Source organism: Chitinophaga varians (assembly GCF_012641275.1).
GTDB lineage: Bacteria > Bacteroidota > Bacteroidia > Chitinophagales > Chitinophagaceae > Chitinophaga > Chitinophaga varians_A.
In genome coordinates this window covers 767,315-793,980 of record NZ_JABAIA010000002.1, presented here as the reverse complement: position 1 = coordinate 793,980, position 26,666 = coordinate 767,315, and the positions used below count along the sequence as shown (strand labels likewise).

Annotated in this window: 26 protein-coding genes; 13 read left to right on the top strand and 13 right to left on the bottom strand. The window is 51.0% G+C overall.

From position 1 onward, the window contains the following. Position 1 precedes the first annotated feature (1 nt). Positions 2 to 658, top strand: coding sequence for a carboxypeptidase-like regulatory domain-containing protein (locus HGH92_RS17860; RefSeq protein WP_168872125.1), 657 nt, complete (start codon positions 2 to 4; stop codon positions 656 to 658). Between the two features lie 127 nt (positions 659 to 785). Further along, a complete protein-coding gene (locus HGH92_RS17855) occupies positions 786 to 1,676 on the top strand; it encodes a 3-hydroxyacyl-CoA dehydrogenase family protein (protein WP_410493979.1) in 891 nt (296 codons plus the stop codon). A 428-nt stretch (positions 1,677 to 2,104) separates the two neighbouring features. On the opposite strand, the gene HGH92_RS17850 is transcribed toward HGH92_RS17855, so the two are convergent. Together HGH92_RS17850 and ribD are read right to left on the bottom strand one after the other, a co-directional pair. Next, on the bottom strand, positions 2,105 to 2,704 hold the full coding sequence (locus HGH92_RS17850) for an IMPACT family protein (protein WP_168872123.1): 600 nt from the start codon (positions 2,702 to 2,704) through the stop codon (positions 2,105 to 2,107). 33 nt (positions 2,705 to 2,737) lie between these two features. After that, positions 2,738 to 3,778 (bottom strand): bifunctional diaminohydroxyphosphoribosylaminopyrimidine deaminase/5-amino-6-(5-phosphoribosylamino)uracil reductase RibD, encoded by a 1,041-nt coding sequence (ribD, locus tag HGH92_RS17845; RefSeq protein WP_168872122.1) that lies wholly within the window; start codon positions 3,776 to 3,778, stop codon positions 2,738 to 2,740. Between the two features lie 107 nt (positions 3,779 to 3,885). Here ribD and prmC point away from each other — a divergent pair, with 107 nt between their 5' ends. Next, positions 3,886 to 4,761, top strand: a complete 876-nt coding sequence (gene prmC / locus HGH92_RS17840; RefSeq protein WP_168872121.1) for a peptide chain release factor N(5)-glutamine methyltransferase — start codon at positions 3,886 to 3,888, stop codon at positions 4,759 to 4,761. Positions 4,762 to 4,844: 83 nt separating this feature from the next. On the opposite strand, the gene HGH92_RS17835 is transcribed toward prmC, so the two are convergent. From HGH92_RS17835 to pepT, 3 genes are all read right to left on the bottom strand, one after another. After that, positions 4,845 to 5,240 carry an ExbD/TolR family protein gene (locus HGH92_RS17835; RefSeq protein WP_168872120.1) on the bottom strand — a complete coding sequence of 132 codons (396 nt, stop codon included), beginning with the start codon at positions 5,238 to 5,240 and terminating at the stop codon, positions 4,845 to 4,847. A gap of 12 nt (positions 5,241 to 5,252) precedes the next feature. After that, positions 5,253 to 5,966 (bottom strand): MotA/TolQ/ExbB proton channel family protein, encoded by a 714-nt coding sequence (locus HGH92_RS17830; protein ID WP_168872119.1) that lies wholly within the window; start codon positions 5,964 to 5,966, stop codon positions 5,253 to 5,255. Positions 5,967 to 6,079: 113 nt separating this feature from the next. Next, the gene (gene pepT / locus HGH92_RS17825) at positions 6,080 to 7,327 is read right to left on the bottom strand and encodes a peptidase T (protein WP_168872118.1); all 1,248 of its coding nucleotides are present in this window, start codon (positions 7,325 to 7,327) and stop codon (positions 6,080 to 6,082) included. Between the two features lie 196 nt (positions 7,328 to 7,523). Here pepT and metE point away from each other — a divergent pair, with 196 nt between their 5' ends. The 3 genes from metE to HGH92_RS17810 are packed head-to-tail and all read left to right on the top strand — an operon-like array spanning position 7,524 to position 10,456. Continuing rightward, on the top strand, positions 7,524 to 9,812 hold the full coding sequence (gene metE, locus HGH92_RS17820; protein WP_168872117.1) for a 5-methyltetrahydropteroyltriglutamate--homocysteine S-methyltransferase: 2,289 nt from the start codon (positions 7,524 to 7,526) through the stop codon (positions 9,810 to 9,812). Positions 9,813 to 9,845: 33 nt separating this feature from the next. Further along, entirely contained in the window at positions 9,846 to 10,055 is a 210-nt protein-coding gene (locus tag HGH92_RS17815) for a cysteine-rich CWC family protein (RefSeq protein ID WP_168872116.1), read from the top strand. Between the two features lie 8 nt (positions 10,056 to 10,063). Beyond that, positions 10,064 to 10,456: an acyl-CoA thioesterase gene (locus HGH92_RS17810; RefSeq protein WP_168872115.1), complete on the top strand. Its 393-nt coding sequence runs from the start codon at positions 10,064 to 10,066 to the stop codon at positions 10,454 to 10,456. Positions 10,457 to 10,523: 67 nt separating this feature from the next. Here the strand turns inward: HGH92_RS17810 and HGH92_RS17805 are convergent, their stop codons facing one another. Beyond that, a complete protein-coding gene (locus tag HGH92_RS17805; protein ID WP_168872114.1) occupies positions 10,524 to 10,952 on the bottom strand; it encodes a peptidylprolyl isomerase in 429 nt (142 codons plus the stop codon). Positions 10,953 to 11,054: 102 nt separating this feature from the next. Here HGH92_RS17805 and HGH92_RS17800 point away from each other — a divergent pair, with 102 nt between their 5' ends. Together HGH92_RS17800 and fmt are read left to right on the top strand one after the other, a co-directional pair. Then, the gene (locus HGH92_RS17800) at positions 11,055 to 12,227 is read left to right on the top strand and encodes an exo-beta-N-acetylmuramidase NamZ domain-containing protein (RefSeq protein ID WP_168872113.1); all 1,173 of its coding nucleotides are present in this window, start codon (positions 11,055 to 11,057) and stop codon (positions 12,225 to 12,227) included. 20 nt (positions 12,228 to 12,247) lie between these two features. After that, positions 12,248 to 13,174, top strand: a complete 927-nt coding sequence (fmt, locus tag HGH92_RS17795) for a methionyl-tRNA formyltransferase (protein WP_247654965.1) — start codon at positions 12,248 to 12,250, stop codon at positions 13,172 to 13,174. A gap of 82 nt (positions 13,175 to 13,256) precedes the next feature. Here the strand turns inward: fmt and HGH92_RS17790 are convergent, their stop codons facing one another. From HGH92_RS17790 to hemH, 7 genes are all read right to left on the bottom strand, one after another. After that, positions 13,257 to 14,231, bottom strand: coding sequence for a LysM peptidoglycan-binding domain-containing protein (locus tag HGH92_RS17790; RefSeq protein ID WP_168872112.1), 975 nt, complete (start codon positions 14,229 to 14,231; stop codon positions 13,257 to 13,259). Positions 14,232 to 14,443: 212 nt separating this feature from the next. Further along, positions 14,444 to 15,847 carry a methyltransferase RsmF C-terminal domain-like protein gene (locus HGH92_RS17785; protein ID WP_168872111.1) on the bottom strand — a complete coding sequence of 468 codons (1,404 nt, stop codon included), beginning with the start codon at positions 15,845 to 15,847 and terminating at the stop codon, positions 14,444 to 14,446. Between the two features lie 131 nt (positions 15,848 to 15,978). Beyond that, entirely contained in the window at positions 15,979 to 17,502 is a 1,524-nt protein-coding gene (locus HGH92_RS17780; protein WP_168872110.1) for an NAD(P)(+) transhydrogenase (Re/Si-specific) subunit beta, read from the bottom strand. Between the two features lie 20 nt (positions 17,503 to 17,522). Continuing rightward, positions 17,523 to 17,834 carry an NAD(P) transhydrogenase subunit alpha gene (locus HGH92_RS17775; RefSeq protein ID WP_168872109.1) on the bottom strand — a complete coding sequence of 104 codons (312 nt, stop codon included), beginning with the start codon at positions 17,832 to 17,834 and terminating at the stop codon, positions 17,523 to 17,525. Positions 17,835 to 17,871: 37 nt separating this feature from the next. After that, a complete protein-coding gene (locus HGH92_RS17770) occupies positions 17,872 to 19,017 on the bottom strand; it encodes a Re/Si-specific NAD(P)(+) transhydrogenase subunit alpha (protein ID WP_168872108.1) in 1,146 nt (381 codons plus the stop codon). A gap of 61 nt (positions 19,018 to 19,078) precedes the next feature. Next, the gene (gene hemG / locus HGH92_RS17765) at positions 19,079 to 20,428 is read right to left on the bottom strand and encodes a protoporphyrinogen oxidase (protein ID WP_168872107.1); all 1,350 of its coding nucleotides are present in this window, start codon (positions 20,426 to 20,428) and stop codon (positions 19,079 to 19,081) included. A gap of 11 nt (positions 20,429 to 20,439) precedes the next feature. Continuing rightward, complete coding sequence (gene hemH, locus HGH92_RS17760; protein ID WP_168872106.1) at positions 20,440 to 21,483, bottom strand: ferrochelatase; 1,044 nt, start codon at positions 21,481 to 21,483, stop codon at positions 20,440 to 20,442. Between the two features lie 297 nt (positions 21,484 to 21,780). On the opposite strand from hemH, the gene hemA reads away from it, so the two are divergent. From hemA to hemF, 5 genes are read left to right on the top strand one after another with little or no spacing between them, the layout of a single operon-like run. Further along, on the top strand, positions 21,781 to 23,034 hold the full coding sequence (hemA, locus tag HGH92_RS17755; protein ID WP_168872105.1) for a glutamyl-tRNA reductase: 1,254 nt from the start codon (positions 21,781 to 21,783) through the stop codon (positions 23,032 to 23,034). Positions 23,035 to 23,039: 5 nt separating this feature from the next. Next, positions 23,040 to 23,960 (top strand): hydroxymethylbilane synthase, encoded by a 921-nt coding sequence (gene hemC / locus HGH92_RS17750; RefSeq protein ID WP_168872104.1) that lies wholly within the window; start codon positions 23,040 to 23,042, stop codon positions 23,958 to 23,960. Then, the gene (locus HGH92_RS17745) at positions 23,950 to 24,696 is read left to right on the top strand and encodes a uroporphyrinogen-III synthase (protein WP_168872103.1); all 747 of its coding nucleotides are present in this window, start codon (positions 23,950 to 23,952) and stop codon (positions 24,694 to 24,696) included. The genes hemC and HGH92_RS17745 overlap by 11 nt, the downstream gene beginning before the upstream one ends. Beyond that, complete coding sequence (gene hemE, locus HGH92_RS17740; protein WP_168872102.1) at positions 24,693 to 25,721, top strand: uroporphyrinogen decarboxylase; 1,029 nt, start codon at positions 24,693 to 24,695, stop codon at positions 25,719 to 25,721. Before HGH92_RS17745 ends, hemE begins: the two co-directional genes overlap by 4 nt. Positions 25,722 to 25,728: 7 nt before the next feature. After that, positions 25,729 to 26,643, top strand: coding sequence for an oxygen-dependent coproporphyrinogen oxidase (gene hemF, locus HGH92_RS17735; RefSeq protein ID WP_168872101.1), 915 nt, complete (start codon positions 25,729 to 25,731; stop codon positions 26,641 to 26,643). Positions 26,644 to 26,666: the final 23 nt, after the last annotated feature.

The following is a 26,666-nucleotide window of genomic DNA, read 5'->3' as shown; positions in this document are numbered from 1 at the left end:
CATGCATCACAAAAGATCCTACATACTGTCACTTATCCTGGTGTTCCTTTTATCTCCTTTCCTGTTGAAAGCCCAAATTGCGGATTTCAGGGACAGCGTAATTCAAATTTCAGGGATCACCATGACTGCTGACAGCCTGCGGGCCGTACCAGCCGTCAGCGTCCTCGTCAGAGGCCAGGGCCGCGGTACCATTTCCAATTCCGCCGGCGTCTTCTCTATCGTGGTTTTTAAAGGTGACACCCTCACTTTCAGCGCGGTAGGTTTCAAAAAGAAAGACTATAAAATACCAACCACACTCAAAGGCAATAATTTCTCCCTCATACAACTGATGGTGGAGGATACTACCTATCTTCCGGTAACCATCATCAAACCCTACCTCAACCGGCAGGAGTTTGAAAGAGCGTTCGCCAGCATGGACATCCCGGACGATGCATACGAAATAGCCCGTAAAAACACGGAAAACGCCCGTCTCAGGGCCATGACCCGCTTTACGCCCGTCGATGGTGCAGAAGGCACGAACATGTACCTCAACAAACAGGCGCAATCCCTGTACTACGCCGGCCAGCCACCACCACAAAATATTTTCAACCCTCTCGCCTGGGCACAGTTTATCCAGGCCTGGAAACGGGGTGATTTCAAACGAAAAGACGATTATTAATTACGAATAACAGATTAAGGGCTGTTTTATGGAAAGGTTATTTGGTAGCCGTTCTGTAAGACAGCCCTTCTTTCGTCATCCGTAATTCGTAATTGTTTATATTGCTCTATAATTCAGAACCAAAATAATCTCCATGCAAAAAGTAGCGGTTATAGGCGCGGGCACCATGGGCAATGGTATAGCGCACGTATTTGCCCAGAATGGCTATGCGGTAAACCTGATAGATGTATCAGCTGCAGCTCTCGAAAAGGCCATACAGACCATCAGCAAGAACCTTGACAGACAAGTGTCCAAGGGCACTGTTTCCGAGGTACAGAAAGCACAAACGATCGCCAATATCAATCCTCTCACTTCTATTCCTGATGGCGTAAGAGACGTATCGCTCGTAGTGGAAGCGGCTACTGAAAATGTAGCGCTGAAACTGAAAATATTCCAGGAACTCGATGAGCATGCACACCCAGACGCTATACTGGCCACCAATACCTCTTCCATCTCCATCACCAAAATTGCTGCCGCCACCAAACGGCCGGCAAAAGTAATCGGCATGCACTTTATGAACCCGGTGCCTGTAATGAAACTGGTGGAGATCATCAACGGCTATGCTACAGATAAGAGCATCACACAGGAAATTGTGGCCCTCTCCGAAAAGCTGGGCAAAGTGCCCTGCGTGGTGAACGACTATCCCGGCTTCATCGCCAACCGTATCCTCATGCCCATGATCAATGAAGCCATCTATTCACTTTTTGAAGGCGTGGCCGGCGTGGCAGAAATAGATACAGTGATGAAACTCGGCATGGCCCATCCGATGGGACCACTGCAACTGGCAGACTTCATCGGGCTGGACGTATGCCTGTCCATCCTCAATGTGTTACATGATGGCTTTGGCAATCCGAAATATGCGCCCTGCCCCCTGCTGGTGAACATGGTCACCGCCGGATACCTGGGCGTAAAGAGCGGGGAAGGTTTCTATAAATACACCCCTGGCAGCAAAGATCTTGTGGTTAGTCCCCGGTTTTAATTCCCGAGTTACAACCCAACAAACATAAAGGGCTTTCTTATAGAAATGTTAATAATTAACCGTTCTATAAGAAAGCCCTTCATTCGTAATTCCTAATTCGTAATTTGTAATTGATTTCGTGATTTTGTCCGGTTTTGGACGTTCGGCTTTCGTGTTCGGACAATCTTATCGACCTATCTGCTGTATAACTTATTCATTTTCAACAAATCTATTTCTGGCATATTCTTTTATCGTCCCTCGTTATCACCCTAATATTACAACTATGTTGAAACGTTATCGATTCTTCTTAATTGCAGCGGCCGCCGTGGCCACCGTGCTGTTATTAAAAAGAGCATGCGTTAAATTGGACACCCCGGAAGCCTCCCAATCGCCTTATCTCTGTTTTGAACTGTTTGCCGATTTTCATCTGACAGGGAAACATGCTGCCGCTATTTCAACGTCTTTATCTCCAGTCCGTGAATGTCGCGAAGGCGTAAAAGGCACAACTCTTCGTTCGCCCGGGGCACTCCTATGTCCATAGTACAAAAGAGCTGCAGTTCCTGCGCCAGCACGGTGCAATTATTTTGTTTCACAACGATCATCACGTCATTCATGATGGTGTAGTCGAAAGTGAGATGATATTTTGATTCTATGTTCTTCTGGACCGCCGGCACCAGCTGCAATACCATGGCAGCACTCATCTTATAGGCATTGATCAGCCCGGGAACACCCAGCAGGGTACCGCCAAAATACCGCACCACCACGATCAGCACATCCGTCAACTGTTTACTGTCTATCTGCCCGAGGATAGGTTTGCCCGCAGAACCGGAAGGTTCTCCGTCATCATTGGCACGAAACTGAAGTCCGTCCGTACCTAAGCGGTAAGCATAACAATGGTGGGTGGCTTTGGGATGCTCTTTTTTCACTTCCATCAGACAATCCTTCACCGCTTCAGGGGTCTTCACGGGAAACACATAAGCCAGAAATTTGCTGCCCCTGTCCTTGAATTCAGCAACAGCGGTTTTATCAATCGTAAAATAAACCTCCATCTATATATTTTAGAAAAACCAGAATATTCTTTTTTAACCACGACGGTAAATGTCGATACGGTCACCTTCCAGGTGTAAAGTCTCTTCCACCGCAGCCTGTCTTAGTACCGGCGCCGGCAGTCCATCAGACAGTGTATTCGTTCCCGTTATAACGCGCGCTTCGTCCCAAAGGTCTGTTTCCAGGAAACGTTGCAACACGTAAGGGCCGCCTTCCACCAATACGCTCTGTATCTGGCGCTGGTGGAGGTGTTGCATGAGTTGTGGCAGTAATGGCGCCGTAAAATCGAGTGTCAGCAGGTCTGCTTTTTCATCCGTTGTTTTTTCCGCCGTGATAAAGATGGTAGGAATACTGCCATCCCACAGGTGATGTGTTCGGGGAACCGCCAGCGTTCTGTCGATGACCAGTCGCACCGGGTCCTTACCGGGCCACAGCCGCGTATTCAGTTGAGGGTTATCGAGGATGGCCGTGCGGGTGCCTACCAGAATAGCCATCTCCTCACTGCGCCAGCGATGTACCAGGCGGTCGCTCCAGTGGTTGGAGATACGCACCGGCGCGCCGTCGGGACCGGCCATAAAGCCATTGCGGCTCTGCGCCCATTTCAGGATGATATAGGGCCGTTGCTGCTCATGAAACGTAAAGAAGCGGCGGTTGATAGCCCTGCAGGCTGTTTCCAGCACACCGGTATGTACTTTTATGCCTGCCTTTTTCAGTTTTTCGATCCCTTTGCCGGCCACCGCAGAGAAAGTGTCCACACAACCGATCACTACTTCCGGGATTTTTTCTGACACGATCAGATCTGCGCAGGGCGGCGTTTTACCATGATGCGCACAGGGTTCAAGGCTTACATACATCGTGGCCCGCTGAATGAGGGGCCTGTCTTCTGCCGTAACGCTGTTCACACAGTTCACTTCCGCATGTGCCTGACCATATTGCCGGTGGTAACCTTCCCCGATGATACGGCCCTGATGCACCAGCACCGCCCCTACCACCGGGTTAGGCGCCGCATGGCCACGACCCATGGCGGCCAGCTCCAGGCACCGCCTCATAAAAATTTCATGGTCTGTGCTATTCATGATACCCTGTTAAAGTAATATTTTTGCCAAAATTACGTTTTTAGCCGACGGAAAATGCCAATCACCTCCTGGTTTGTATTTTCCGGCTGATTCTTAAATCATCAAATTTGACAATACAAACAGCCTTTACCTATATCACAGGTGCCATAGGCGATTTATACGATGCGCGCGAAGCCGCCAATATAGCCCATATTGTGCTGGAGCATATAACGGGCATGAATAAACTGGACCGCCTTGTGCATAAAGCCAAATTATTGACGCCTGATCAGAATACCCGGCTCAAAAGCGCCATAGAAGCCCTGCAACGGATGGAGCCGGTACAATATGTCACCGGTTCCGGCTGGTTTTACGGCATGGAGCTGGCTGTCAACCATCACGTGCTGATCCCGAGGCCAGAAACAGAAGAACTGGTAGCCTGGATCATACAGGACCTGGCAGGGCATCCCCACCCGCATCTGCTGGACATCGGCACCGGCAGCGGCTGTATCCCGCTGGCATTAAAACAGAACATCCCCGCTGCTGTGGTATCCGCGATCGACATCAGCGAAGAAGCCCTGGCCGTTGCCCGTGGAAACGCTGTCAGGCTGCGGCTGGAGGTGGAATTCTCCTGCCTCAGCGCCCTCGATGAGCAGCAAATGGCCACATTGCCGGCCTTCGACGTGATCGTCAGCAATCCGCCCTACATCACACAAAGCGAACAGGCCACCATGCAGCAACAGGTATGGGGCTTTGAACCGTCCATCGCGCTTTTTGTGCCGGACAATGACGCGCTGCTGTTTTACCGGCATATCGCCCGTACCGCGCTGCAGAAGCTCAACCCGGGCGGCGCGCTTTACTTTGAGATCAATGAATCACTGGGACAGGAAGTAGTGCAACTGCTGCAATCACTGGGGTTCAGGGAGGTAACGCTCCGGCAGGACATGTTCGGCAAAGACAGAATGGTAAAGGCAATTACGAATTACGAATTACAAATTACGAATTGAGGGCTTTCTTATGGAAAGGTCATTTTAAGTAACCTCGCTATAAGAAAGCCCTCAATTCGTAATTTGTAATTCGTAATTCGTAATTATTTTTTAGCTGTTGCCAGCACCACTTTTGCGCCTATCTGCTTGGCCACCTCCATCACGTTCACCACATCTTCTATCGGCACTGATTTTTCAGCATTGATCACAATGGTGGGATCTACCTTTTCATTGGCGACAGCCGGGGCCAGCGCTTGTTTAAGGCCTTCAAAAGGCACTTTGGTGGTGCCTACGAAGAACTCATGTTTTTCGTTGATGCTCACCACCACCGTTTGTTTGGCTTTGGTATTGCTCTGGGCTTTAGGCAACATCAGCTTGATGACGTTGGGATTGGCCAGCGTGGAAACAATCAGGAAGAACAACAGCAGAATGAAAAGGATATCATTCAGCGCCGAGTTGTGCATTTCCACGTGTTTCTTATTTCTCCTGCGTAAATTCATGAGCCGTGGTTTTTAGCGGGTAGGTTCCTGCAGGATATCCGTAAATTCCGCTGCAGAGGCTTCCATCTTGTTAACAACCTTATCTATCTGTGCATTCAGGAAACTGTAACCGATAAAGGCCACAATACCGATAATCAGGCCCGTAGCGGACGTGATCATCTTCACATAAATACCGCCCGCAATAGTGCCCAGCGTAATATCAGAGGTGATGGAGATGTTGAAAAAGGTCTGGATCATACCCGCGATGGTGCCCAGAAACCCGAACATCGGTGCAATACCCGCGATGATGGAAAGGATCACCAGGTTTTTCTCCATCCGGTAGATCTCCAGTTTGCCCACATTCTCCATAGACTTCTCAATAGACTCGATCGGCTTACCGATACGCTGAAGACCTTTATCGATCATCCGCGCAATAGGCCCCTGCGTGTTTTTGGCGAGGGAACGGGCGCCCATAATATTGCCGGTGGTGATCTGGTCACGGATCATCGGCATAAAGTTATCTTCCAGGCGGCCAGCCTTTGCGATGGTCAGATACCGCTCCACAAACACAAATACGGCAATGACGGAGAGAATACCCAGCGGGATCATGAGTACGCCCCCTTTCATGAGCATATCTATCAGATGTATCTGTGGTGCCGGCGCCGCAGCTGCATTGGTGGCCTGTGCCAACGAATCGGCCTTCGAAAGCAATGTATCCTGCAATAATGTGATGAGCCCTAGTATCATGTGGATTTTCTTCTATTAACGGTTAAAATAGTAAAATAATTACGAATTAAGAATTACGAATGACAAACGGAGACTTTGTCATGCATCATTCGTAACCTGTTATTTGTAATTGATCAGGCCTTTTCCTCCCAAACTTGTGCCAGATATACAATTGTCTGCACTGCTTTCTGCATGTCCTGGATGCTGACATACTCCTGTTTGCTGTGGAGGGCCATCTCGCCGGTAAAAATATTAGGACAGGGCAGTCCCATGAAAGACAGGCGGGAACCATCGGTGCCGCCACGGATGCTCATCTTCAACGGCTGTACGCCGGCGCGGCGGATAGCTTCCGCCGCATGGGCCGTTACCTCCGGATGCAGGTCCAGCACCTCTTTCATATTGCGGTATTGTTCAGTGACTTTCAGCCTGGCGGTAGCATTGGGATAACGCTCCAGCACTTTTTCCATCTGGCGGCGCAGGAAAGCCTCGTGTAATTCCAGGTTGGAGGTTACGAAGTCACGGATAATAAAATCAATTTCTGTCTTCTCTACGGTACCGCTTATACGTACCGGATGAATGAACCCTTCCCTTTCTTCTGTTGTTTCGGGAGAAAGACCGTCTTTCGGCAGGGCATCCACGATTTCACCGGCAATCTTGATAGCGCTCACCAGTTTATCTTTCGCTGAACCGGGATGGGCACTTACGCCATATACCGTGATACGTGCGCCATCGGCAGAGAAGTTCTCATCTTCCAGTGAGCCCAGTTCACCGCCGTCCATGGTATAACCAAATTGAGCAGCGAGTTTTTTCATGTCCACTTTTTCCACGCCACGGCCTACTTCTTCGTCGGGCGTGAAGAGGATACGGATAGCGCCGTGTTTCACTTCCGGATGTGTCATCAGGAAATGGGCCGCGTCCATGATCTCCGCTACACCGGCTTTGTCATCAGCGCCCAGCAAAGTGGTGCCGCTGGCTGTGATGATATCGTCTCCTTTTTTGGAGGCCAGATAAGGGTGTTCACGGGGGCTGATCACCACGCTGCTGTCATCAGGCAATACAATATCTCCCCCATCATAAGCACGGTGCACGATAGGTTTTACGCCCGTGCCGCTACTGTCGGAAGACGTGTCCACATGGGAACAGAAACAGATGACCGGCACCTGTTTGTCGGTATTGGCGGGAATAGTGGCATATACGTAACCATGTTCGTCCAGTTCTGCATCTGTGACGCCCATCTCGTGTAATTCCTTTACCAGCAGGCGGGACAGGTCTTTCTGCTTTTCAGTGGTTGGAAAGCTCGTGCTTTGCGGATCGGATTGTGTATCTATCTGCGCGTAACGAATAAAGCGCGTATCAACAGTGTATGAATAATTTGTAAACATATTGCAAACGTAAGGAAAAAACCGGTGCCCCCTTTTGCCGTAAAATTTTCTGTTTTACCATCTCTCACAATAGTTGATTTAGTAAAATATTCTACAAAAAGATAAAACTCTTATACAAAACACCAATTTTTTCATTTTTAATAAAACAAACATACAATAATGATAGGTTTGTCGGGAATAAAAAACCATCCTGTATATGATTACCAATATTCCAGGCTACCCGAGAATAGGCAGCCAGCGAGAACTGAAGAAAGCCTGTGAAAACTACTGGGCAGGTAAAATTTCCCTGGAGAAACTGGAACTAACGGCCAGGCTTCTACGAAAAGAACACTGGGAAACCCTTCACCAGTCTGGCATAGATCTGATCCCATCCAACGATTTCTCTTTTTACGACCAGATGCTCGATATGAGCATAGCCCTGGGCGTAATACCAGAGCGTTTCCAGGAGCTGCGCCGCTCTTTTGCTAATCCCAACTGCCTGGAACTGTACTTCGCCATGGCCAGGGGTTACCAGAAAAATGGCTTCGATCTCACCGCCGTGGAAATGACCAAGTGGTTCGACACCAACTATCACTACCTGGTGCCCGAATTTGATGCCAGCCAGACTTACAGCCTGCAGTCACGCAAGGCCGTCCATGAATTCACCGAGGCGCTGCAACAGGGTATCCGCACCAAGCCCGTACTGATAGGGCCTGTCACCTATATTCTTTGCGGCAAAATAAAGACAGCCGGCGTAACACGGGCCGCCTTGTTACAACAGCTGTTGCCCGCCTACCTGGAACTGCTGGCCGCGCTCCGCGACGCCGGCGCCGACTGGATACAGCTGGACGAGCCCAGCCTGGTCACCGACCTGGAACCCGCCGATAAAATACTGTATCAACTGGCGTATACCGCTATCCGTGAGGCATTCCCTGATCTGAAACTGCTGCTCACCACCTACTTCGGTGCGCTGGAAGACAATACGGACCTGGCTTTGCAGCTGCCGGTGAACGCATTGCATATTGACCTCGTTCGCGCACCAGAGCAGCTGGACGCTGTTCTCCGGGCCCTTCCTGAAAACATGCAGTTATCACTCGGCGTAGTGGACGGCCGCAACATCTGGAAAAACGATTATACCGCATCGCTGTCGCTCATCAACCAGGCCGTACAGGCCATTGGCCGGGAACGCCTGATGCTGGGCACTTCCTGCTCGCTGCTGCATGTGCCTTACAACCTCAACGATGAAACAACCCTGAATACCGACATCAAACAATGGATGGCTTTTGCAAAACAGAAAGTGGAAGAAGTCATCTCCCTGAAACAAATCCTTGCCGGAGACACCAGGTTGCTGACCATCAACCAACAGGTGATGGAACAACGCAAAACCGCGCCGGGCATTCATGTGCCGGCCGTAAAAGCAAGACTGGCAAGTATTACAGCTGACGACTTTTCGCGGCAACATGAATTTGCCGAACGTCAGCCGCTGCAGCAGGCCAAACTGCAGCTACCGTTACTGCCTACCACTACCATCGGCTCCTTTCCACAGACAGTGGAAATACGGCAGTTGCGTTCCAATCTCAAAAAAGGCCATATCACAGCAGCACAGTACGATCAGGATATCAGCGCCGCTATCCGCGAGGCTATCTCCTGGCAGGAATCACTCGGCCTCGATGTGCTGGTGCATGGCGAGTTTGAGCGCAATGACATGGTGGAATATTTCGGGGAGCAACTGGAAGGTTTTGCTTTCACCCAAAACGGATGGGTGCAGAGTTATGGCTCCCGTTGCGTGAAGCCGCCGGTCATCTATGGCGACGTATGGCGTCCGCAGCCTATGACCGTTGCCTGGAGCCAGTTTGCACAGTCGCTTACCCACAAGCCGGTCAAAGGAATGCTCACCGGCCCGATCACCATTTTACAATGGTCTTTTGTAAGAAACGACCAACCACGCATGGATACAGCGTTTCAGATAGCGCTGGCTATCCGCGACGAAGTGAAAGACCTGGAAGATGCCGGTATTACAGTTATCCAGGTAGATGAACCGGCGCTGCGCGAAGGACTGCCCCTGCGTAAAAGCAAGCAGGACGCGTATCTCCGGCAGGCCGTCGACGCCTTCCGCCTGTCGGTAGCACCCGTGCAGGACACCACACAGATACACACGCATATGTGTTATGCAGAGTTCAATGATATTATTGCGCATATTGCCGCAATGGACGCGGACGTGATCACCATGGAAACATCGCGCTCTCAGATGGAGCTGCTGGAAGCCTTTGCGCGCTTCAGCTATCCGAATGAAACCGGTCCGGGCGTATACGATATCCACTCCCCCCGTGTGCCGGGCGTAGCAGAGATGGGCAAACTGCTGCACAGGGCAGCCACACTGCTACCGGTGCGCAACCTCTGGGTAAACCCCGACTGTGGCCTTAAAACCAGGAAATGGCCCGAAACGGAAATGTCATTGCGGAATATGGTGCAGGCAGCCCGTGAAGTGAGGAAACAACTGGCGTGATTTCATTCCTTCAGCATTTCGTACATTTGGTACATGCTGAAACATGAAATTGTCCCCTGCCCTCGCTGCAACCGGGCTTTTGAATGCCGGGTCAACAGTATTCACCGCTGCCAGTGCAGCGATGTACCGCTCACATTGGAAGAACGTTTCAGGATAAGCGAAAAATACCAGGGCTGCCTCTGCGAAAATTGTTTACGCGAGCTGAAGGCTGTCATGCAAGAGCAGCCTGACGCTCCACTATAAATCATAACATGGCATACGAAGAACAGATCGAGAAATCCGTTACACGCATTTTCAAAGCGGTATTTCCTAACACGGTAAACCATTACGACACGCTTTTCGGCGGCACCGCCATGCATCTTATGGACGAAGTGGCCTTTATCACCGCTACCCGTTTTACAAAAATGCGCACCGTCACCGTATCATCAGACAGGATCGATTTCAAAAAACCTATTCCGCATGGCACCATCATTGAATTGGTAGGCACTGTCATTCATGTGGGCAACACCAGCCTGAAAGTAAGGGTGGACATCTATGTGGAGCAAATGTACCTCGATCACCGGGAACATGCTATCTGCGGCACTTTCACCTTTGTAGCGATCGATGAAAATAAAAAGCCGATACCTATTAAAGTACCGGCTTAAAAATATTGTTATTTGGTTATTTGATCATTTTAATATTGAAATATTTGAATGATCAAATAACCAAATATTATACGATTTCCACGAGTTCCAGATCAAACACCAGGTCCTGACCAGCCAGCGGATGGTTAGCGTCCAGGGTGATAAATTCAGAACCTACAGCAGCTACTCTCACCTGGAACACATGGCCTTCAGGATTGCTCATCTGCAGTTCCATGCCCACTTCCGGGTTCAGATCAGGAGGAATATTTGCTTTAGGGAATTCCATGATCATTTCATCATTCTTCGGACCATATGCCTGATCAACAGGGATATGGATGGTTTTCTTCTCTCCCGGCGTCATATCCAGTACACCATTCTCAAAGCCTTTGATCACCATGTGGGCGCCTACTTTGAATTCCAGCGGAGCTCTGCCCTCTGAGGAATCAAACATGGTCCCGTCAGTCAAACGGCCCTGATAGTGCACCTTCACAGTATCCCCGTTTTTAACAGCTTGCATAAATTAGTTGTTTATAGTGAATAATAGCCGCAAGATACTAAAACAGACCATATCTCATCAATTTTTCTCACTGCCATAAGGGTTTTGCCGTATATTAAGGCCATGAACCGTCTATTAATCATCTGCACGCTTTTATGCGGCCTGCTGACATCTGCGCAGGCACAGTATGCCTCCCATGTTATACCGGGAGCCGCACAAACCAACCAGTACCTGCCACTGCTGAAAAACAAACGGGTGGCCCTGCTGGTGAACCAGACCGCCACTATTGGCACTACACACCTGGTAGACACCCTGCTGAAACTGCAGGTGCATATCTCTAAAATCTTCAGTCCAGAACACGGTTTCCGCGGACAAGCCGATGCCGGCGAAAAAGTAGGCAACAGCACCGATAAAAACACCGGGCTGCCGGTCGTATCACTATATGGCCAGCACCGTAAAGCCACTGCTGCGGATTTGCAGGACGTGGACGTGCTCATCTTCGACGTGCAGGACGTAGGCGCCCGCTTTTATACGTACATCTCTTCCCTGCAGGAACTGATGGAATCTGCCGCAGAAAACAACAAACCCATCATTGTGCTGGACAGGCCTAACCCCAATGGCGATTATGTAGACGGACCTGTACTGGACACCGCCTTCCGCTCTTTTGTAGGCATGCAGCCCATTCCAATCGTACACGGCATGACCGTAGGCGAATACGCTCAAATGCTTAATGGCGAAGGCTGGCTGAGCAAAGGCGTTAAATGCAAACTGACCGTCGTCCCCTGCGAAAATTACACCCATCACACGTATTACAGTCTGCCGGTAGCACCTTCCCCCAATCTGCCTGATATGGCCGCTGTGAACCTGTACACTTCGCTCTGTTTCTTTGAAGGCACGCCCATCAGCCTGGGACGTGGCACAGACAAGCCTTTCCAGCTGTTTGGCTCACCCCTGTTCCCAAAGAAAGGATTTTCCTTTACGCCCCGCAGTGTGGCAGGCGCCAAAAATCCACCGCTGAAGGACCAGCTGTGCTACGGATTTGACCTGAGCAGGTCACCGGAAGCATCTCCTGCGAAAGGCCGTAAAATAGCGCTCAAATGGCTGTTACAGGCATATGCGCTGTATCCTCAGAAAGATAAATTCTTCAATGCCTTCTTCAATAAACTGGCGGGCAATGCACAATTACAACAGCAGATCAAAAGCGGCGTATCAGAAGCCGACATCCGCAGGAGCTGGGAACCCGGACTGCGGCAGTTCAAAGCCATACGCGCAAAATACCTGCTGTACGAGGAATAATTCATTTACTTTTGCGTCATATGGACAAACAGCTTCGCATCGTTTTTATGGGGACGCCTGATTTTGCAGTAGCATCCCTCGATATACTGGTAGAGAATGGATTTAATATCGTTGGAGTGATCACAGCGCCCGACAAGCCAGCCGGCAGAGGCCTGCAGATGCAGGAAAGCGCCGTTAAAAAATATGCTGTCAGCAAAGGGTTGCCCGTATTGCAACCGGAGAAACTGAAAAACCCGGAGTTCATTGCCCAACTGACGGCCCTCAAAGCGGACCTCCAGGTGGTGGTGGCCTTCCGTATGCTGCCGGAAATTGTCTGGAACATGCCGCCTGAAGGCACTATCAATGTGCATGCTTCGCTGCTGCCCAACTACCGCGGCGCCGCACCTATCAACTGGGCGATCATCAACGGAGAAAAAGAATCCGGCGTGACCACCTTCAAACTGCAACATGAAATTGATACCGGTGATATTTTACTGGCAGACAAGGTAGTGATCCGCGATGATGAAACAGCCGGAGAGCTGCATGATGAACTGATGCATACCGGTGCCCGCCTGCTGCTGAAAACAGTGCAGTCCATTGCCGCCGGTACCGCCAAGGAAACGCCGCAGGCCAACATCGCGGCCGCTGATATCAAACACGCGCCTAAAATATTCAAGGAAACGTGCCAGATCAACTGGCAGGACCCGCTGGATAAAATATACAATCTTGTGAGGGGCCTCAGTCCCTATCCTGCCGCATGGACCACCATCCAGGATAAAAGCATGAAGATATACAAGGCGCACAAAGAAGCGGGAAAACCGTCCGTTGCTCCCGGTGAATTCGACACAGACCAGAAAACATATGTGCGGATCGCGGCGCCGGACGGATACCTCTATCTCGATGAAGTGCAGCTGGAAGGCAAGAAACGCATGGATATCTCCGCTTTCCTGCGGGGGTACCGGTTTTGACGCCCTTACATACATGACATAAACGAAAAGAGCGGGATATAATATCCCGCTCTTTTCGTTTATGTCCGGTGTTGTCCGGTGATTAATTATCATAGCTCAGTTCACAATAGAAACGGGCGTCCGTAGTGCCCAGTGCCTGCATAGCGCCATCGCTCAGTTTCACGATGAGGCCGGCGTTGGATTTCATTTGCGGGATCACGTCCAGCACCTTTGCATAGATCGCTTTACCGTTCAGCGGATTGGTCACTTTGATAATAGTGCCGCGGGCCGCGGTGTTATGCAGCGCGTAGTATTTACCTACCGCGTTGCTTTTAAACCAGGTGCCGGGGCCTTTCTCTGTTGTGGCTTTTTTACCGCCGTTGGTCTGTTGCTCATACAGTTTTTCGAAGTCGCCGTTAGCTACCACCGGTGCTGCCGTTTTAGGGGCAGGCGCAGGTGTTGTTGTTTCCGGCGCGTCTGTTACCGGGCGTGCTTCGGGTTCTTTCTTCACTTCTTTGCGGGGAGCTTCTGTAGCAGGCGGTGTTACAGGTTCTGCCGGAGGTGTCTGTTCCTTCGGTTCGTTTTTCACCACTTCCTTGCGTGGTGCCGGTGCCGGTGCGGAGGCCACAGCGCCGTTACCGCCTTTCAGGTAGCCGACAATGATGTAACCGTCTTTTTTCAGTCCATCGCCCTGGAAGTTGTTCCATTGGCGGATGTTGTCCAGGGGTACTTTGTTGTGGTTAACACTCACGCGGTATAAAGTTTCCTTATCGGTCACCTTGTGATACACCGGTGTTCCGCTGGCATCCGCTTTCTGGGAGAAATTGGAAGCTGTCAGCGGGATATGCAGCAGATGTCCTAACTGCAAACCCTGATCCATCGTTATCTTGTTGGCGGCAGCAATTTCTTTGGGGGGCACGCCATAAGCACGGCTGAGGCTATAGAAGTTCTCTCCTTTTTTAACAACGTGAGAGATGTAAAGAGCCGGTGTGGTACCCTGTACCAGCAGTGTGTCCTGCGCTTTTACCACTCCTGCACTTAAACCAAACAAGGCAATTGATAGAATCGATTTTACCATACTAACTCTTTTTATGATTGAATGACCGTCCTCTTTCGGGCAACGAATATATGCGATAAAATTGACAAAAATATTTAATAAAACAAACGAAAAAATATGCTTTTTGTTGTTTGCCATGATGTGGCGGGGTTAATCGCAACACACCGGCAAACACTTGTTGGCAGCCTATTTCACAAATATGTAACAGCGGGAACAAATAGCGCGGGCATTTTTTACAGCCCGCTGATATCTTTCAAAATACGGAGTTCTTTAGGATAATAATTATTTATGCGGTTGGGCAGTATTTTGGCCCATCCCAGGGGCATCTGACCGTAGCGCATCAACGCCCAGCCTCTGACAGGCGTATCGATGCCCGGGTCTTCCTTGCGGAGGTATTGCAACGCCGCTTTCAGTTCCAGGTCCACCACCGGTACTTCCGCCGCTACCATGGGGCTCATGGCCAGCTGGTGGTCCGGGATCAATTCCTTCTTTCCCGGCTGACCGGCTTTAACGCCCGCTTTGCGAATATACAACTGTTGTTGCAAGAATGCGATTTCTGTTGCCACCAGGGGCGACAAAATCAACATTTCATCCTGATGGGGCAGGTAACTATACCCGTCGGGCAACTGTATCCAGGAAGATAACAACTCCCGTTCCTTTGCACTGACAACGCCCTGTTTCGTCTCTTTGCGTTTTGCCGTGTGCGCCATGTCCCGCTTGCGGAAACAGCTGATAAAAAAGCCTTCGCCTTTCAGCCGGTTGGGATAAAAACGGTAACCGGTACAATTTCGTTTATCCGTTACCGTTGGTACTATCTGCCATGCTGACGGTACGTTCAGCGCAATATTTTCCAATTCAAAATGATCGGCCAGCCAGTCCAGTATTACTTCATCTTCTTCTTTTGAGAAAGAACAGGTCGAATAGATGAGTATACCATCTTCCTTCAGTGCAGGCAACACATCGGCCAGAATCCGCTGCTGGCGCTGGCTGCATAGCTCCACATTTTCAGGGGACCATTCAGGTATCAGTTCAGGGTCGCGGCGGAAAAGGCCGGAACCGGAACAGGGCGCATCAATCACGATCAGATCAAAATACCCCGGCAGCCGGCTGAAATCGCGCGGGTCGTTATTGCTCACCACCACATTGGCCGCTCCCCACTTGCTGAGGTTATCCGCCAGCAAAGCCGCTCTTGGCTTGATCACCTCATTGGCCACCAGCATGCTTTGTTCATTGAGCAACGATTGCAGCAAGGTAGATTTACCGCCCGGCGCCGCACAGAGGTCCAGCACCTTCAGTGGGCGGCTGAGGTCAACTGTTGTCCGCACCGCATGTTCGAGGAACATGGAAGAGGCTTCCTGCACATAATACGCGCCGGCATGAAAGTAAGGATCGAACGTAAAGGAAGGCCGCTGTGACAGGTAATACCCGGCAGAACTCCAGGGTATCTGCACAGCATCGCTGGCTGACAAGGCAGACAGGATATTTTCCTGCGTTTCCGCAGTACGTACTTTCAGTGGATTAAATCTCAGGGAAGTGATTTTTTCTGCTGCGGCATGCACCTGCTCAAACGGCGCCCGGTCAAAACCGGGAAGGCCTTCCAGAGAAGCGATCAGTGCTGCGGGTAAATGATTGGACAATGCTCTTTTTCCGCGAAATTACGAATTACGAATTACGAATTACAAATTGAGGACCCTCTTTTAAAAAGTTACTTAGTAACCGGTGTATAAAACAGCTCTCAATTCGTAATTCGTAATTCGTAATTTGTAATTTACACTTGTTTGATTTCTGCCACCAGCTGCTGCAATACCTGCTTGGCATCACCAAACAGCATGGATGTTTTTGGTTGAAAAAACAACTCATTTTCGATGCCCGCGTAACCAGGCTTCATACTACGTTTATTCACGATCACCAGTTTGGCATTTTCCACTTCCAGAATAGGCATTCCGTAAATGGGACTGGCAGGATCGCTTTTAGCGGCGGGGTTCACCACATCATTGGCCCCCAGTACCAGAACAGCATCAGTAGTAGGCATTTCCGCGTTGGCGTCTTCCATCTCCAGCAGTTTCTCGTAGGGCACGTCCGCCTCCGCCAGCAACACGTTCATATGACCGGGCATACGTCCCGCCACCGGATGGATCGCATATTTCACTTCCACCCCTTTATCTTCCAGCAGTTTTTCCAGTTCATGACAGGCATGTTGCGCCTGTGCCACAGCCAGGCCGTAACCTGGTACGATCATCACTTTGCTGGCATAAGCCATTACCACGGCCGCATCCGACAGGCTGATTTCCTTGTAGCTGCCCTGTTCCCCGCCACCTGCCGCCGCAGCGGCGGCACCGCCGCCAAAAGAACCGATCAGCACATTTTTCAGGGAGCGGTTCATCGCCTGGCACATAAGAATGGTCAGGATAGTGCCCGCAGATCCCACCAGGATGCCACCGGTGAGCATCACCGGATTGTTGTAAAGGAAACCGCCGCACGCGGCAGCTACGCCCGTAAAGGAATTGAGCAGTGATATTACCACCGGCATGTCGGCACCGCCTATCGGCAATACGAAGAGGATACCGTATATGAGCGCACAGGCCAGCACCAGGTAAAACAACAACTGAAAACTGAGCAGGGAATGTTCTGCCGCCGCTTCCACGCGTCCGTTGACAGTCCAGATCAACACCACGGCGCCCAGCAGCACCACGGCCATCACCACGAGGTTCACGATATGCTGCCCTTTAAAAGCAAAATCCTTGATACGGCCGTTCAGTTTTCCCCAGGCTATTACGCTGCCGGCAAAAGAAACGGCGCCAATGATGAGGCCGAGCAGAATGATCAGCAGATGCCCGCGTAAATCGTGGTCCATTGCCCGTGAAGCTGCCGCCCATATCTCACCTATCGCGCGTCCCAGGGCATCGCCGTCGCCAGAGATGTCCACATTTACCGTAAAATCGGGATGCAACAGATGATCAAACTCCACAATGGATATCAGGGCCGCGCAGGCGCCTCCCATACCGTTGAACATGCTCACCATTTCGGGCATGGCCGTCATCTTCACTTTTTTGGCGGCCATCACACCGATAACGGTGCCTATCAGGAGACCGGCCGCTATCCAGCCGTAATTATGCAGGTGTTTCCCTTCAGATTTATAGAGGAAGATAGTGCCCACAATAGCGAGCGCCATACCGGCTGCCGCCACCAGATTGCCCTTGCGGGCGGTATCCGGTTTGCTGAGCATTTTCAGGCCAAGGATAAACGTAACAGAGCCGATCAGGTAGATGATGGATAGTACACTGAGTCCCATAAACATTGCGCTTTAAACCATTATTTCTTTTTCTTTTTGAACATCTCCAGCATACGGTCTGTTACCACAAAACCGCCCACTACATTGACCGTACCGAGAATTACCGCCAGGAAGCCGAGTATCAGCGCGAGGTAGTTATCTTTCTCTGCCTGTCCCATGACGATGATCGCTCCAATGATCACCACGCCATGAATTGCGTTGGCGCCGCTCATCAGCGGCGTGTGCAATACAGACGGCACCCGTGAAATCACCTCCACGCCAAGGAAAATGGAGAGGATCACGATATAGATCAGCTCTATATGTTGTTGAAAAAAAGATAGAATATGTTCCATGCTTGCGGTATTTGATTAGTCGGTACGGTCCCCGCCATCAGCCTTGTACGCTGCTGGTGGCCGGTTTTGCGCTTTTCAGGCGCTCGTGAACGATCTCACCATTGTGGGTGATGCAGGCGCCCCGCACGATGTCATCCTCGAAATTCAACTGCAGGTTTCCCTCTTTGGTCAATATGAGCTTCAGAAAGTTAAAGACGTTTTTAGCGTATAATTTGCTGGCATCTGCCGGCATGGAGGCGGCAAGGTTGGAATCTCCGATGATGGTGACACCCTGATAGTGTACCGTTTCATTGTTCCTGGTGAGGGCGGTGTTACCACCGGTGGCGGCGGCCATGTCTACGATAACAGCCCCGCTGCGCATCTGGTCCAGCATAGGTTGAGTGACCAGTACCGGCGCTTTTTTGCCAGGTATCTGGGCGGTGGTGATCACAATATCTGCCTTGGCAATGCTTTCGGCTATTTTAGCCTGTTGTTTCTGTTGATAATCCTCGCTTTGTTCTACCGCATAACCACCGGCAGCGGAGGCGTCTGCGGCGCCGTCCACTTCCACGAAGCGGGCGCCGAGGCTCATCACCTCTTCCTTCACGGCCGGGCGGGTATCAAACACTTCTACCACCGCCCCCAGCCTTCTGGCGGTGGCAATGGCCTGGAGACCGGCCACACCGGCGCCCAGTATCAGCACTTTGGCCGGTGCAATACTGCCTGCGGCCGTCATAAACATGGGGAAATAACGGGAATAGGTATACGCTGCCAGCAATACCGCTTTATACCCGGCAATATTGGCCTGGGAGCTGAGCACGTCCATCACCTGCGCCCTGGTGGTGCGGGGAATGGCGTCGAGGCTGAGCGCAGTGATCTGTTGAGATGCCCAGAACGCCACCTCTTCCGGACGGAACAGCGGCTGTAATACGCCCAGTATCACCTTTCCGGCAGGTATCTGCGCAGCCAGCTCCCGCGGAGGTGGCTGCAACGTAAAAATGATGTCTGATTGGGAAATAATGTCAGCGGCAGTTTTGATCTGCGCGCCCGCCTGCATATAGGCGTCATCGTTATAGAAGGCCTGTGCGCCGGCACCCTGCTCCACCCACACGGTTACCGACATCTGCTGCAGCTGTTTCACGATTTCAGGCGTGAGGGACACCCGGGTTTCGCCGTTTTTTTCTTTTAAAATTCCTGCAATCATCTGGTGGAAATTTATAATGGAATTTAAAGAAAAAACGGCAACTACGGAACAAAATCGTTGATTAATTTTTCTTCAGCTTGTCCGCCAGTGATGCGGCATGCTGTATCAGCGCAGGTAACGCCACGCCCTGCACAAAGTTGCTCCGCAGCAGTATGCCGGGATAATTATGCTCCATGGCGGCAACAGCGCTGCGCAACTTTGCATGTCCGATGTTCAGTTGCGGGATCGCCTTCTGCATAAAACTGAAATGCTGCATCACAGGAGCGGCCTTCAGCCCCAGCAGGGAACGGATTTCTTTCACTACGGTTTCCTGTAACTGCGCTGTTCCCAGCTCATCGAAATAATGTTCCTGGCGGGAACCGCCTGTAAATACGGTCAGCAGCAGCTTTCCGTCGGGCGCTTTATGAGGGAAGATGGCCGAATTACAGATGGCGCCAAGGAAATGCAGCTTTTCCGCATGTGGCACAAGGAAACCAAAGCCTTCCAGCGGCTGCGGCAGGGCAGTGGCATCGAAACCCAGATGTAGCACGCCCATACGCGGATAATACACCTGTTGCAGCAAAGCAGCGAGGCTTTCATCCAACCCCTCCAGCTGTCGCCCTGCGGTATAAGCGGGCGTGGTAAGGATGATACGGTCTGCCTCCAGCACGGTCTCACCGCCCTGCTCTTCTGCGATCACCTGATAACCACCCACAGCGGAAACCGCAATATTTTTTACGGTACAATGAAAACGTACCGGTGTCTGTAACTTTTCCTGTAAACGCCTGGTCAGTGTTTGATTGCCACCAGCCAGACTAATGATCTTACGGCCGGCCATCACACCTTTTTCTTTCATCAGGCCTTTGGTGACGCTGCCATATTCCCTCTCCCAGCGCGGCAAAGCCGGCAACACTGCTGCAATGCTCATCTGGTCGGGGTTACCGGCATAGATACCGGACAATATCGGGTCGAATAAATAATCTGCTATTTCTTTGTTAAACCGGCGTTCCACAAAATGTGTCACCGTCTCTTCCTCCTGTACCGGTGCGGGTTTACGGAAACGTTCGGTAAACAGGCGCCATTTGCTGCCACGGCTGATATAGTCAGAACCCATGATCTTGAACGGGTGAGGCGACACAGCATGCAAACGGTTGTTTCTCACCAGGAAGCGGTTTTTGCTGGCAGCGGCGGCAGGCAGTATCTCCTGCTCCAGCCCTATCTCCTGCAGGAACGCCATCGTTTCAGGCGTAGCAGCAATGGTATTCGGACCAGCGTCCAGTTCAAAACCTTCCTTGTTGAATGACTGTATCACACCGCCGCTATGGCCGGCTGCTTCGAGCACCTGGTAAGGTATGTCTCTTTTTTGCAGCTCATAGGCGATGCTCAGGCCGGAAATACCGGCACCGATGATCAAAACGGGTTTCTGTGGCATATGGAACAAGATTATACGGTTTCCGCTTGCATGATCTGGTTACAGTACTTCACGATAGCGCTGACCCACATGGGATGTACATTCAGACAGGGTATCATCGTAAAACTGTCGCCACCATTGCTCATGAATGAATCTTTTCCTTCTACTGCAATTTCTTCCAGTGTTTCCAGACAGTCAGATACAAATGCCGGGCATACGACCAGCAGCTTTTTCTTTCCTTCCTTTGGCAATGTCTCCAACAGGCCGGCAGTGTAAGGTTTCAACCATTCTTCCCTGCCCAGGCGCGACTGGAAGGAGATACCCCATTTTTCGCGGGGCAGCCCCAGTTTAGCCGCTACCAGTTCTGCTGTAATCGTTACCTGATGCCGGTAACAGTACTGATGTGCCGCTGATTTCACATGGCAACAATCTGTCACCTTCAGGCAATGGCTTCCTGTAACATCGCCTTTGCGGATATGCCGCTCCGGTACACCGTGGTAGCTGAACAGCACGTAATCATAGCTCTGTTGCAGGAACGGGCGCATACTTTCTGCTACCGCATCGATGTAGGCAGGCTCATCATAGAAAGGAGGAATGATGGAAAGCTTAAACTTGTATTTTTTCTTTTTGTAAATTTCCTTTGCATACTCCGCCGCTGTTTCATAGGAAGACATTGCATAATGCGGATATAAAGGCAACACGATCACCTCTTTCAGCTGCGGGTTCTTTTTTAGCAGATTGTCAAAAGCCACTTCCGGATGCGGGTTTCCGTAACGCATGGCTACTTCCACCGGTACGTCCATATCATGTTGCACGGCCGCCTGTAGCTGTTTTGTCAATACGATCAGCGGGGAACCATCTTCCCACCAGATGGAGGAATAAGCTTCGGCAGATTTCTCAGCACGGCGCGGAACAATGATCCCTTCTATCAGTATTTTACGGAACAGCCATGGATAATCAATCACGCGCTTGTCCATCAGAAACTCCAGCAGATAACGTTTTACATCAGGAACGGCCGTACTATCGGGCGAGCCCAGGTTCATCAGAATAATGCCAACTTCAGATTTAGATACCATGTGCTTTATAAATTGCTGCAAAAGTAAATAACAAATCCACACAAAATGCTTTTTCGGAAAGGGGCCTGCAAGCCGTGCTGCCGGCCCAAATGTCATGTGTTTGTAATGTATACGGTGATATTTTTCGTATATTCGTGTTGTCATCCGCCACAGTACCCGAAGCATGCAAAACCTGATAAAAATCATTTTTTCATCGTAATGAACACCAGTAGGAGAAATGACACACTAATGACAGCCTAATCCCGTTTGTTTGCGGCGTATCCAAGTATTTTTGCAGCCGGAAGCTTATTCAACAACATGCAGGTCAGTCACTCAAAAGAAATAGCAAATTTTCATATCGTTGGGATCAACTATAAGAAAACAGACGCTGCTATCAGGGGATTATACGCCATTAATCAGGCCCAATACCAACAACTCCTGGAGCATGCCAGGACTGTGCAATTAGACGATCTCTTTGTACTTTCCACTTGTAACAGAACCGAGATATACGGGTTCGCCAATACACCTGGCGACCTGTTAGATCTGTTGTCCCGCGAAACAAACGGCGATCGTGTACAGCTGGAAGAACTGGCCTACATCAAATCCGGTGAAGATGCCATTCGTCATCTGTACCAGGTAGGCACCGGCCTCGACTCCCAGATCCTGGGGGACTACGAGATCATCGGCCAGATACGTATTGCCGCTAAATTCGCCAAAGCGCAACAATGCCTCGGCAGCTTCCTGGAAAGACTGGTCAACAGCGTATTACAAGTCTCCAAACTGATCAAGACGGAAACCGGCCTTAGCAAAGGCACTGTATCAGTAGCATTTGCCACGGTACGCCTGCTCGAACGCCGTTGCCCTGACATCCGCAATAAAAAAATCGTACTGGTAGGTGTAGGCAAAATAGGCCGCAACACCTGCAAGAACATGATAGAATACTTAGGCGTAAAAGAGGTGACCCTCATCAACCGCACCCTCCAGGTGGCGGAGGATTTCGCCGGTCAGCACGGACTGCGTTACGCGCCCTATGAAAATATGGTCGCTGAAATGCAGGCCGCCGATGTGGTGCTCGTGGCCTCCAACGCTCCCGAACCTACGGTACTGGCATCTCATTTCCATCAGTCTTCTCCCAAACTGATACTCGATCTCTCCATTCCCTTCAACGTAGAATCAGCAGTAGGCGATCTGGAACACATCTCCCTGATCAATGTCGACGAGCTCTCCAAAGTACAGGACGAAACCCTGCAAAACAGGCTGGGCGAAGTTCCCAAAGCCCTCGCCATCATCGAGGAGCATATGGCAGAATTCCTGTACTGGTACAAAATGCGTAAACATGCCGTTGTACTTAAAGCTGTAAAAGACAAACTGCAGGAGATCCATACCCGCGAAATACAACAACAGAAAAACGGCTCCGGTTATAAAGTGGAAGATATGGAACAGGTATCTTCCCGTATCATCCAGAAAATGATCAATCTCATGGCAGGCAAGGTCCGCAAGGAAACCGACAAAAGCGACCTGTATATCGCCATGATCAACGATATTTTTGAGACAGGCGTCAAGCAGGACTAATCATCATGGACAAAATTATCAGGATAGGCACAAGAGAAAGCCAGCTGGCCTTATGGCAGGCACACCAGGTTAACGACCTGCTCACCGCACAGGGCTATAAAACAACGCTGGTGCCCATCAAAAGCGAAGGCGATATCGACCTCGTTACGCCACTGTACGAAATCGGTGTACAGGGCATCTTCACCAAAAGCCTCGACCTGGCGCTATTGAACAACCGCATCGACATTGCCGTTCACTCTTTCAAAGACGTGCCCACACAGCTGCCGCAACAGATCGTACAGGCAGCCGTATTAAAGCGCGGACCGGTAAAAGACCTGCTGGTATATAAGAACGATACGTCTTTCCTCGATCAGCCGGACTATGTGGCCAACATCGCTACCAGCAGCGTACGCCGCAAAGCACAGTGGCTGCGGAAATACCCGAAACACCAGCTGCATAACCTGCGCGGCAACGTCAACACCCGCCTGCAAAAACTGGCAGCGGAAAACTGGGACGGCGCCATCTTCGCCGTGGCCGGACTGGAACGGATCAATGTACGCCCTTCCAACTCCATCGACCTGGACTGGATGCTGCCAGCCCCCGCACAGGGCGCTGTAGTGGCCGTATGCCGCGAAGACGACACCTTCTGCCGGGAAGCCTGCGCTGCCTTCAACGACACGGAAACAGCCCTGGCCACTTTTATTGAACGCGAATTCCTGCGTACCCTGATGGGTGGATGCACCACCCCTATCAGCGCGTATGCTCAAATACAAAATAACACCGTACACTTCAGCGGAGAACTCTGCAGCCTCGACGGCTCCCGGTTCTTCAGCATCAGCCGGGAAGCTTCAGTGGAACAGGCACAATACCTGGGCCAGTCCGCAGCGGAAGAAATCATGGCCCAGGGCGGCGCTGAAGTAGTAGCTGAAATCAGAAATGCCCGATAATGTCAAATACCGCGTACTGTGTACCAGACCCTTGTCTGGTAACCTGATCACCGAAGCGGGCGATCACGGTATTGCTATCGAAGTACAGGATTTTATCCAGATAAAACCAATAGCAAATAATAATCTGCTTGGTGATGAAAATATGAAAAGCGTCCTGGGCAATCCGGATATTCCGCTTGTTTTCACCAGCGCACATGCTGTAAAAGTATTTGTCGACTATTACTGGCATCAGGGCAGCACCTTCTATCTCATCAGAAATCCGTTTTGCTGTATAGATGGCAATACCAAAGCCCAGCTGCAAAAATGGTTTCCACACAATCCGATATTGGCGGAAGCGCCCTATGGCAAAGACCTGGCAGCCGCTATCATTGCATTAGGCAATATAAACGAAGTACATTTTTTCTGTGGCAACCAGCGCAGGGATGAACTGCCACAAAGCTTAAGGGATGCAGGTGTTGCGGTCAACGAATACGTGATCTACGACAACATCCCCACTCCCACTGTGGTGGCCGGCGAATACGACGGCATCCTGTTTTTCAGTCCCAGTGCGGTAAAGAGCTTTTTCTCCGTTAACAGGCTGGCACCCAACACTGTTTGTTTTGCGATTGGGACCACCACAGCCGCCCAACTGGAAGATTATACCGATAATAAAATCATCATGGCCCCTCATACCGATGCGGAATCCATGGTGAAAACAGCTATATTTTACTTTAACAACATTAACTGCTACGAATGAGCGCATTGAAGAATGATTTATTGCTGAAGGCCCTTAGAGGTGAAACTGTTTCCCGCACACCCGTATGGATGATGCGTCAGGCAGGCCGCTATTTACCGGATTATATCAAACTGCGTGATAAATATAGCTTCTTTGAACGCTGTGAAAATCCTGAACTGGCCACCGAAATCACCGTGATGCCGGTTGACCAGGTAGGTGTGGACGCCGCCATCATTTTCTCCGACATACTGGTGGTGCCGCAGGCCATGGGCATGGAAGTGCAACTGGTAGAGAAAGTAGGCCCCCTGCTGCCGCAACCGGTAAAAAGCGCGCAAGACCTTCAACGTTTATGCGTTCCCGATGTACACGAAAGACTGCATTATGTGTTCGATGCCCTGAAGCTCACCAAACAAACCCTCGCCGGCCGCGTGCCGCTGATCGGTTTTGCCGGCGCTCCCTGGACATTGCTCTGTTATATGGTACAAGGCAAAGGCTCCAAAACTTTTGATGAAGCCAAAGCCTTCTGTTACCAGCAACCTGCCGTAGCCCATCAGCTGCTGCAGATGATCACCGATACCTCCATCGCCTACCTGAAAGCACAGGTGGCCGCCGGCGCAGACACCGTTCAGATATTCGATTCCTGGGGCGGCCTGCTCAGCCCACAGGACTTTGAAGTGTTCTCCCTGCAATACATCCGCCAGATCGTGGCAGCGATGAAAGACGTTTGCCCGACCATCGTATTTGCCAAAGGCGCCTGGTTTGCGCTCGAAGACATGGCCGCTACCGGCGCCCATGGCCTCGGCATCGACTGGTGCATTAAACCGGAACTGGCCCGCCAGTTTGCCGGCAGCAACATCACCCTGCAGGGCAACTTCGATCCGGCCAAGCTGCTGGCGCCTATCCCTGAAATTGAAAAATCAGTGAAGGAAATGCTGAAAGGCTTCGGCCGTCAGCGTTATATCGCCAACCTCGGCCACGGCATCCTGCCTAATGTACCGGTAGACCATGCCAAAGCATTTGTTGAAACTGTTAAAGCACACGGCTAAACATACCATGAGCATCAAAAACGAATTCATCGCCTTTATACGGGACCTGCAGGATGAGATCTGCAACGCCTTTGAAAAAATAGATGGCAAAGCCACCTTCCGGGAAGACCACTGGGAACGCCCTGGCGGCGGTGGCGGCCGCTCCCGCGTGATCGCCGATGGCAACGTGTTTGAAAAAGGCGGCGTCAGCACCTCCGTGGTACATGGCGACCTGCCCGAAGTGATGGCCCAGCAGTTTGGTGTCAGCAACAGCAAATTCATGGCCTGCGGCATCTCCCTGGTCATCCATCCGCTCAACCCGTTCGTACCCACCGTGCACGCCAACTTCCGTTACTTCGAGCTGTACGACCAGGAAGGACAACTAAAGGACAGCTGGTTTGGCGGCGGCGCCGACCTTACGCCGTACTATCTCGAAGAAAAAGACGGCAGCCATTTCCACCGCACTTTCAAAGAGGCCTGCGACGCCTTCGGCACAGACCTCTACCCGAAATACAAACAACATTGCGACGAATATTTCGTGAACAAACACCGTAATAACGAAGCCCGTGGCATCGGCGGTATTTTTTACGACTACCTCCGTCCCAATGCGGAAAAAACAGCAGAAGACCTCTTCGCCTTCTCCAAAGCCAATGGCAAAGCTTTCCTGAAAGCATACCTGCCCATTGTGGAGAAAACAAAAGACATCCCCTATACAGAAGCCCACAGAAACTGGCAGGCGTATAGGCGAGGACGTTATGTGGAGTTCAATCTCATTCACGACCGCGGCACGCTGTTCGGACTGAAAACCAATGGCCGCACCGAGTCCATCCTCATGAGCCTTCCGCCCGTGGCCCGCTGGGAATACGATTTCCATCCGGCGCCCGGAAGCCCTGAAGCCCAACTGGTGGAATGGCTGAAGCCCCGCGACTGGATTAATATTTAGGACAACAGATGATCCACTATCAT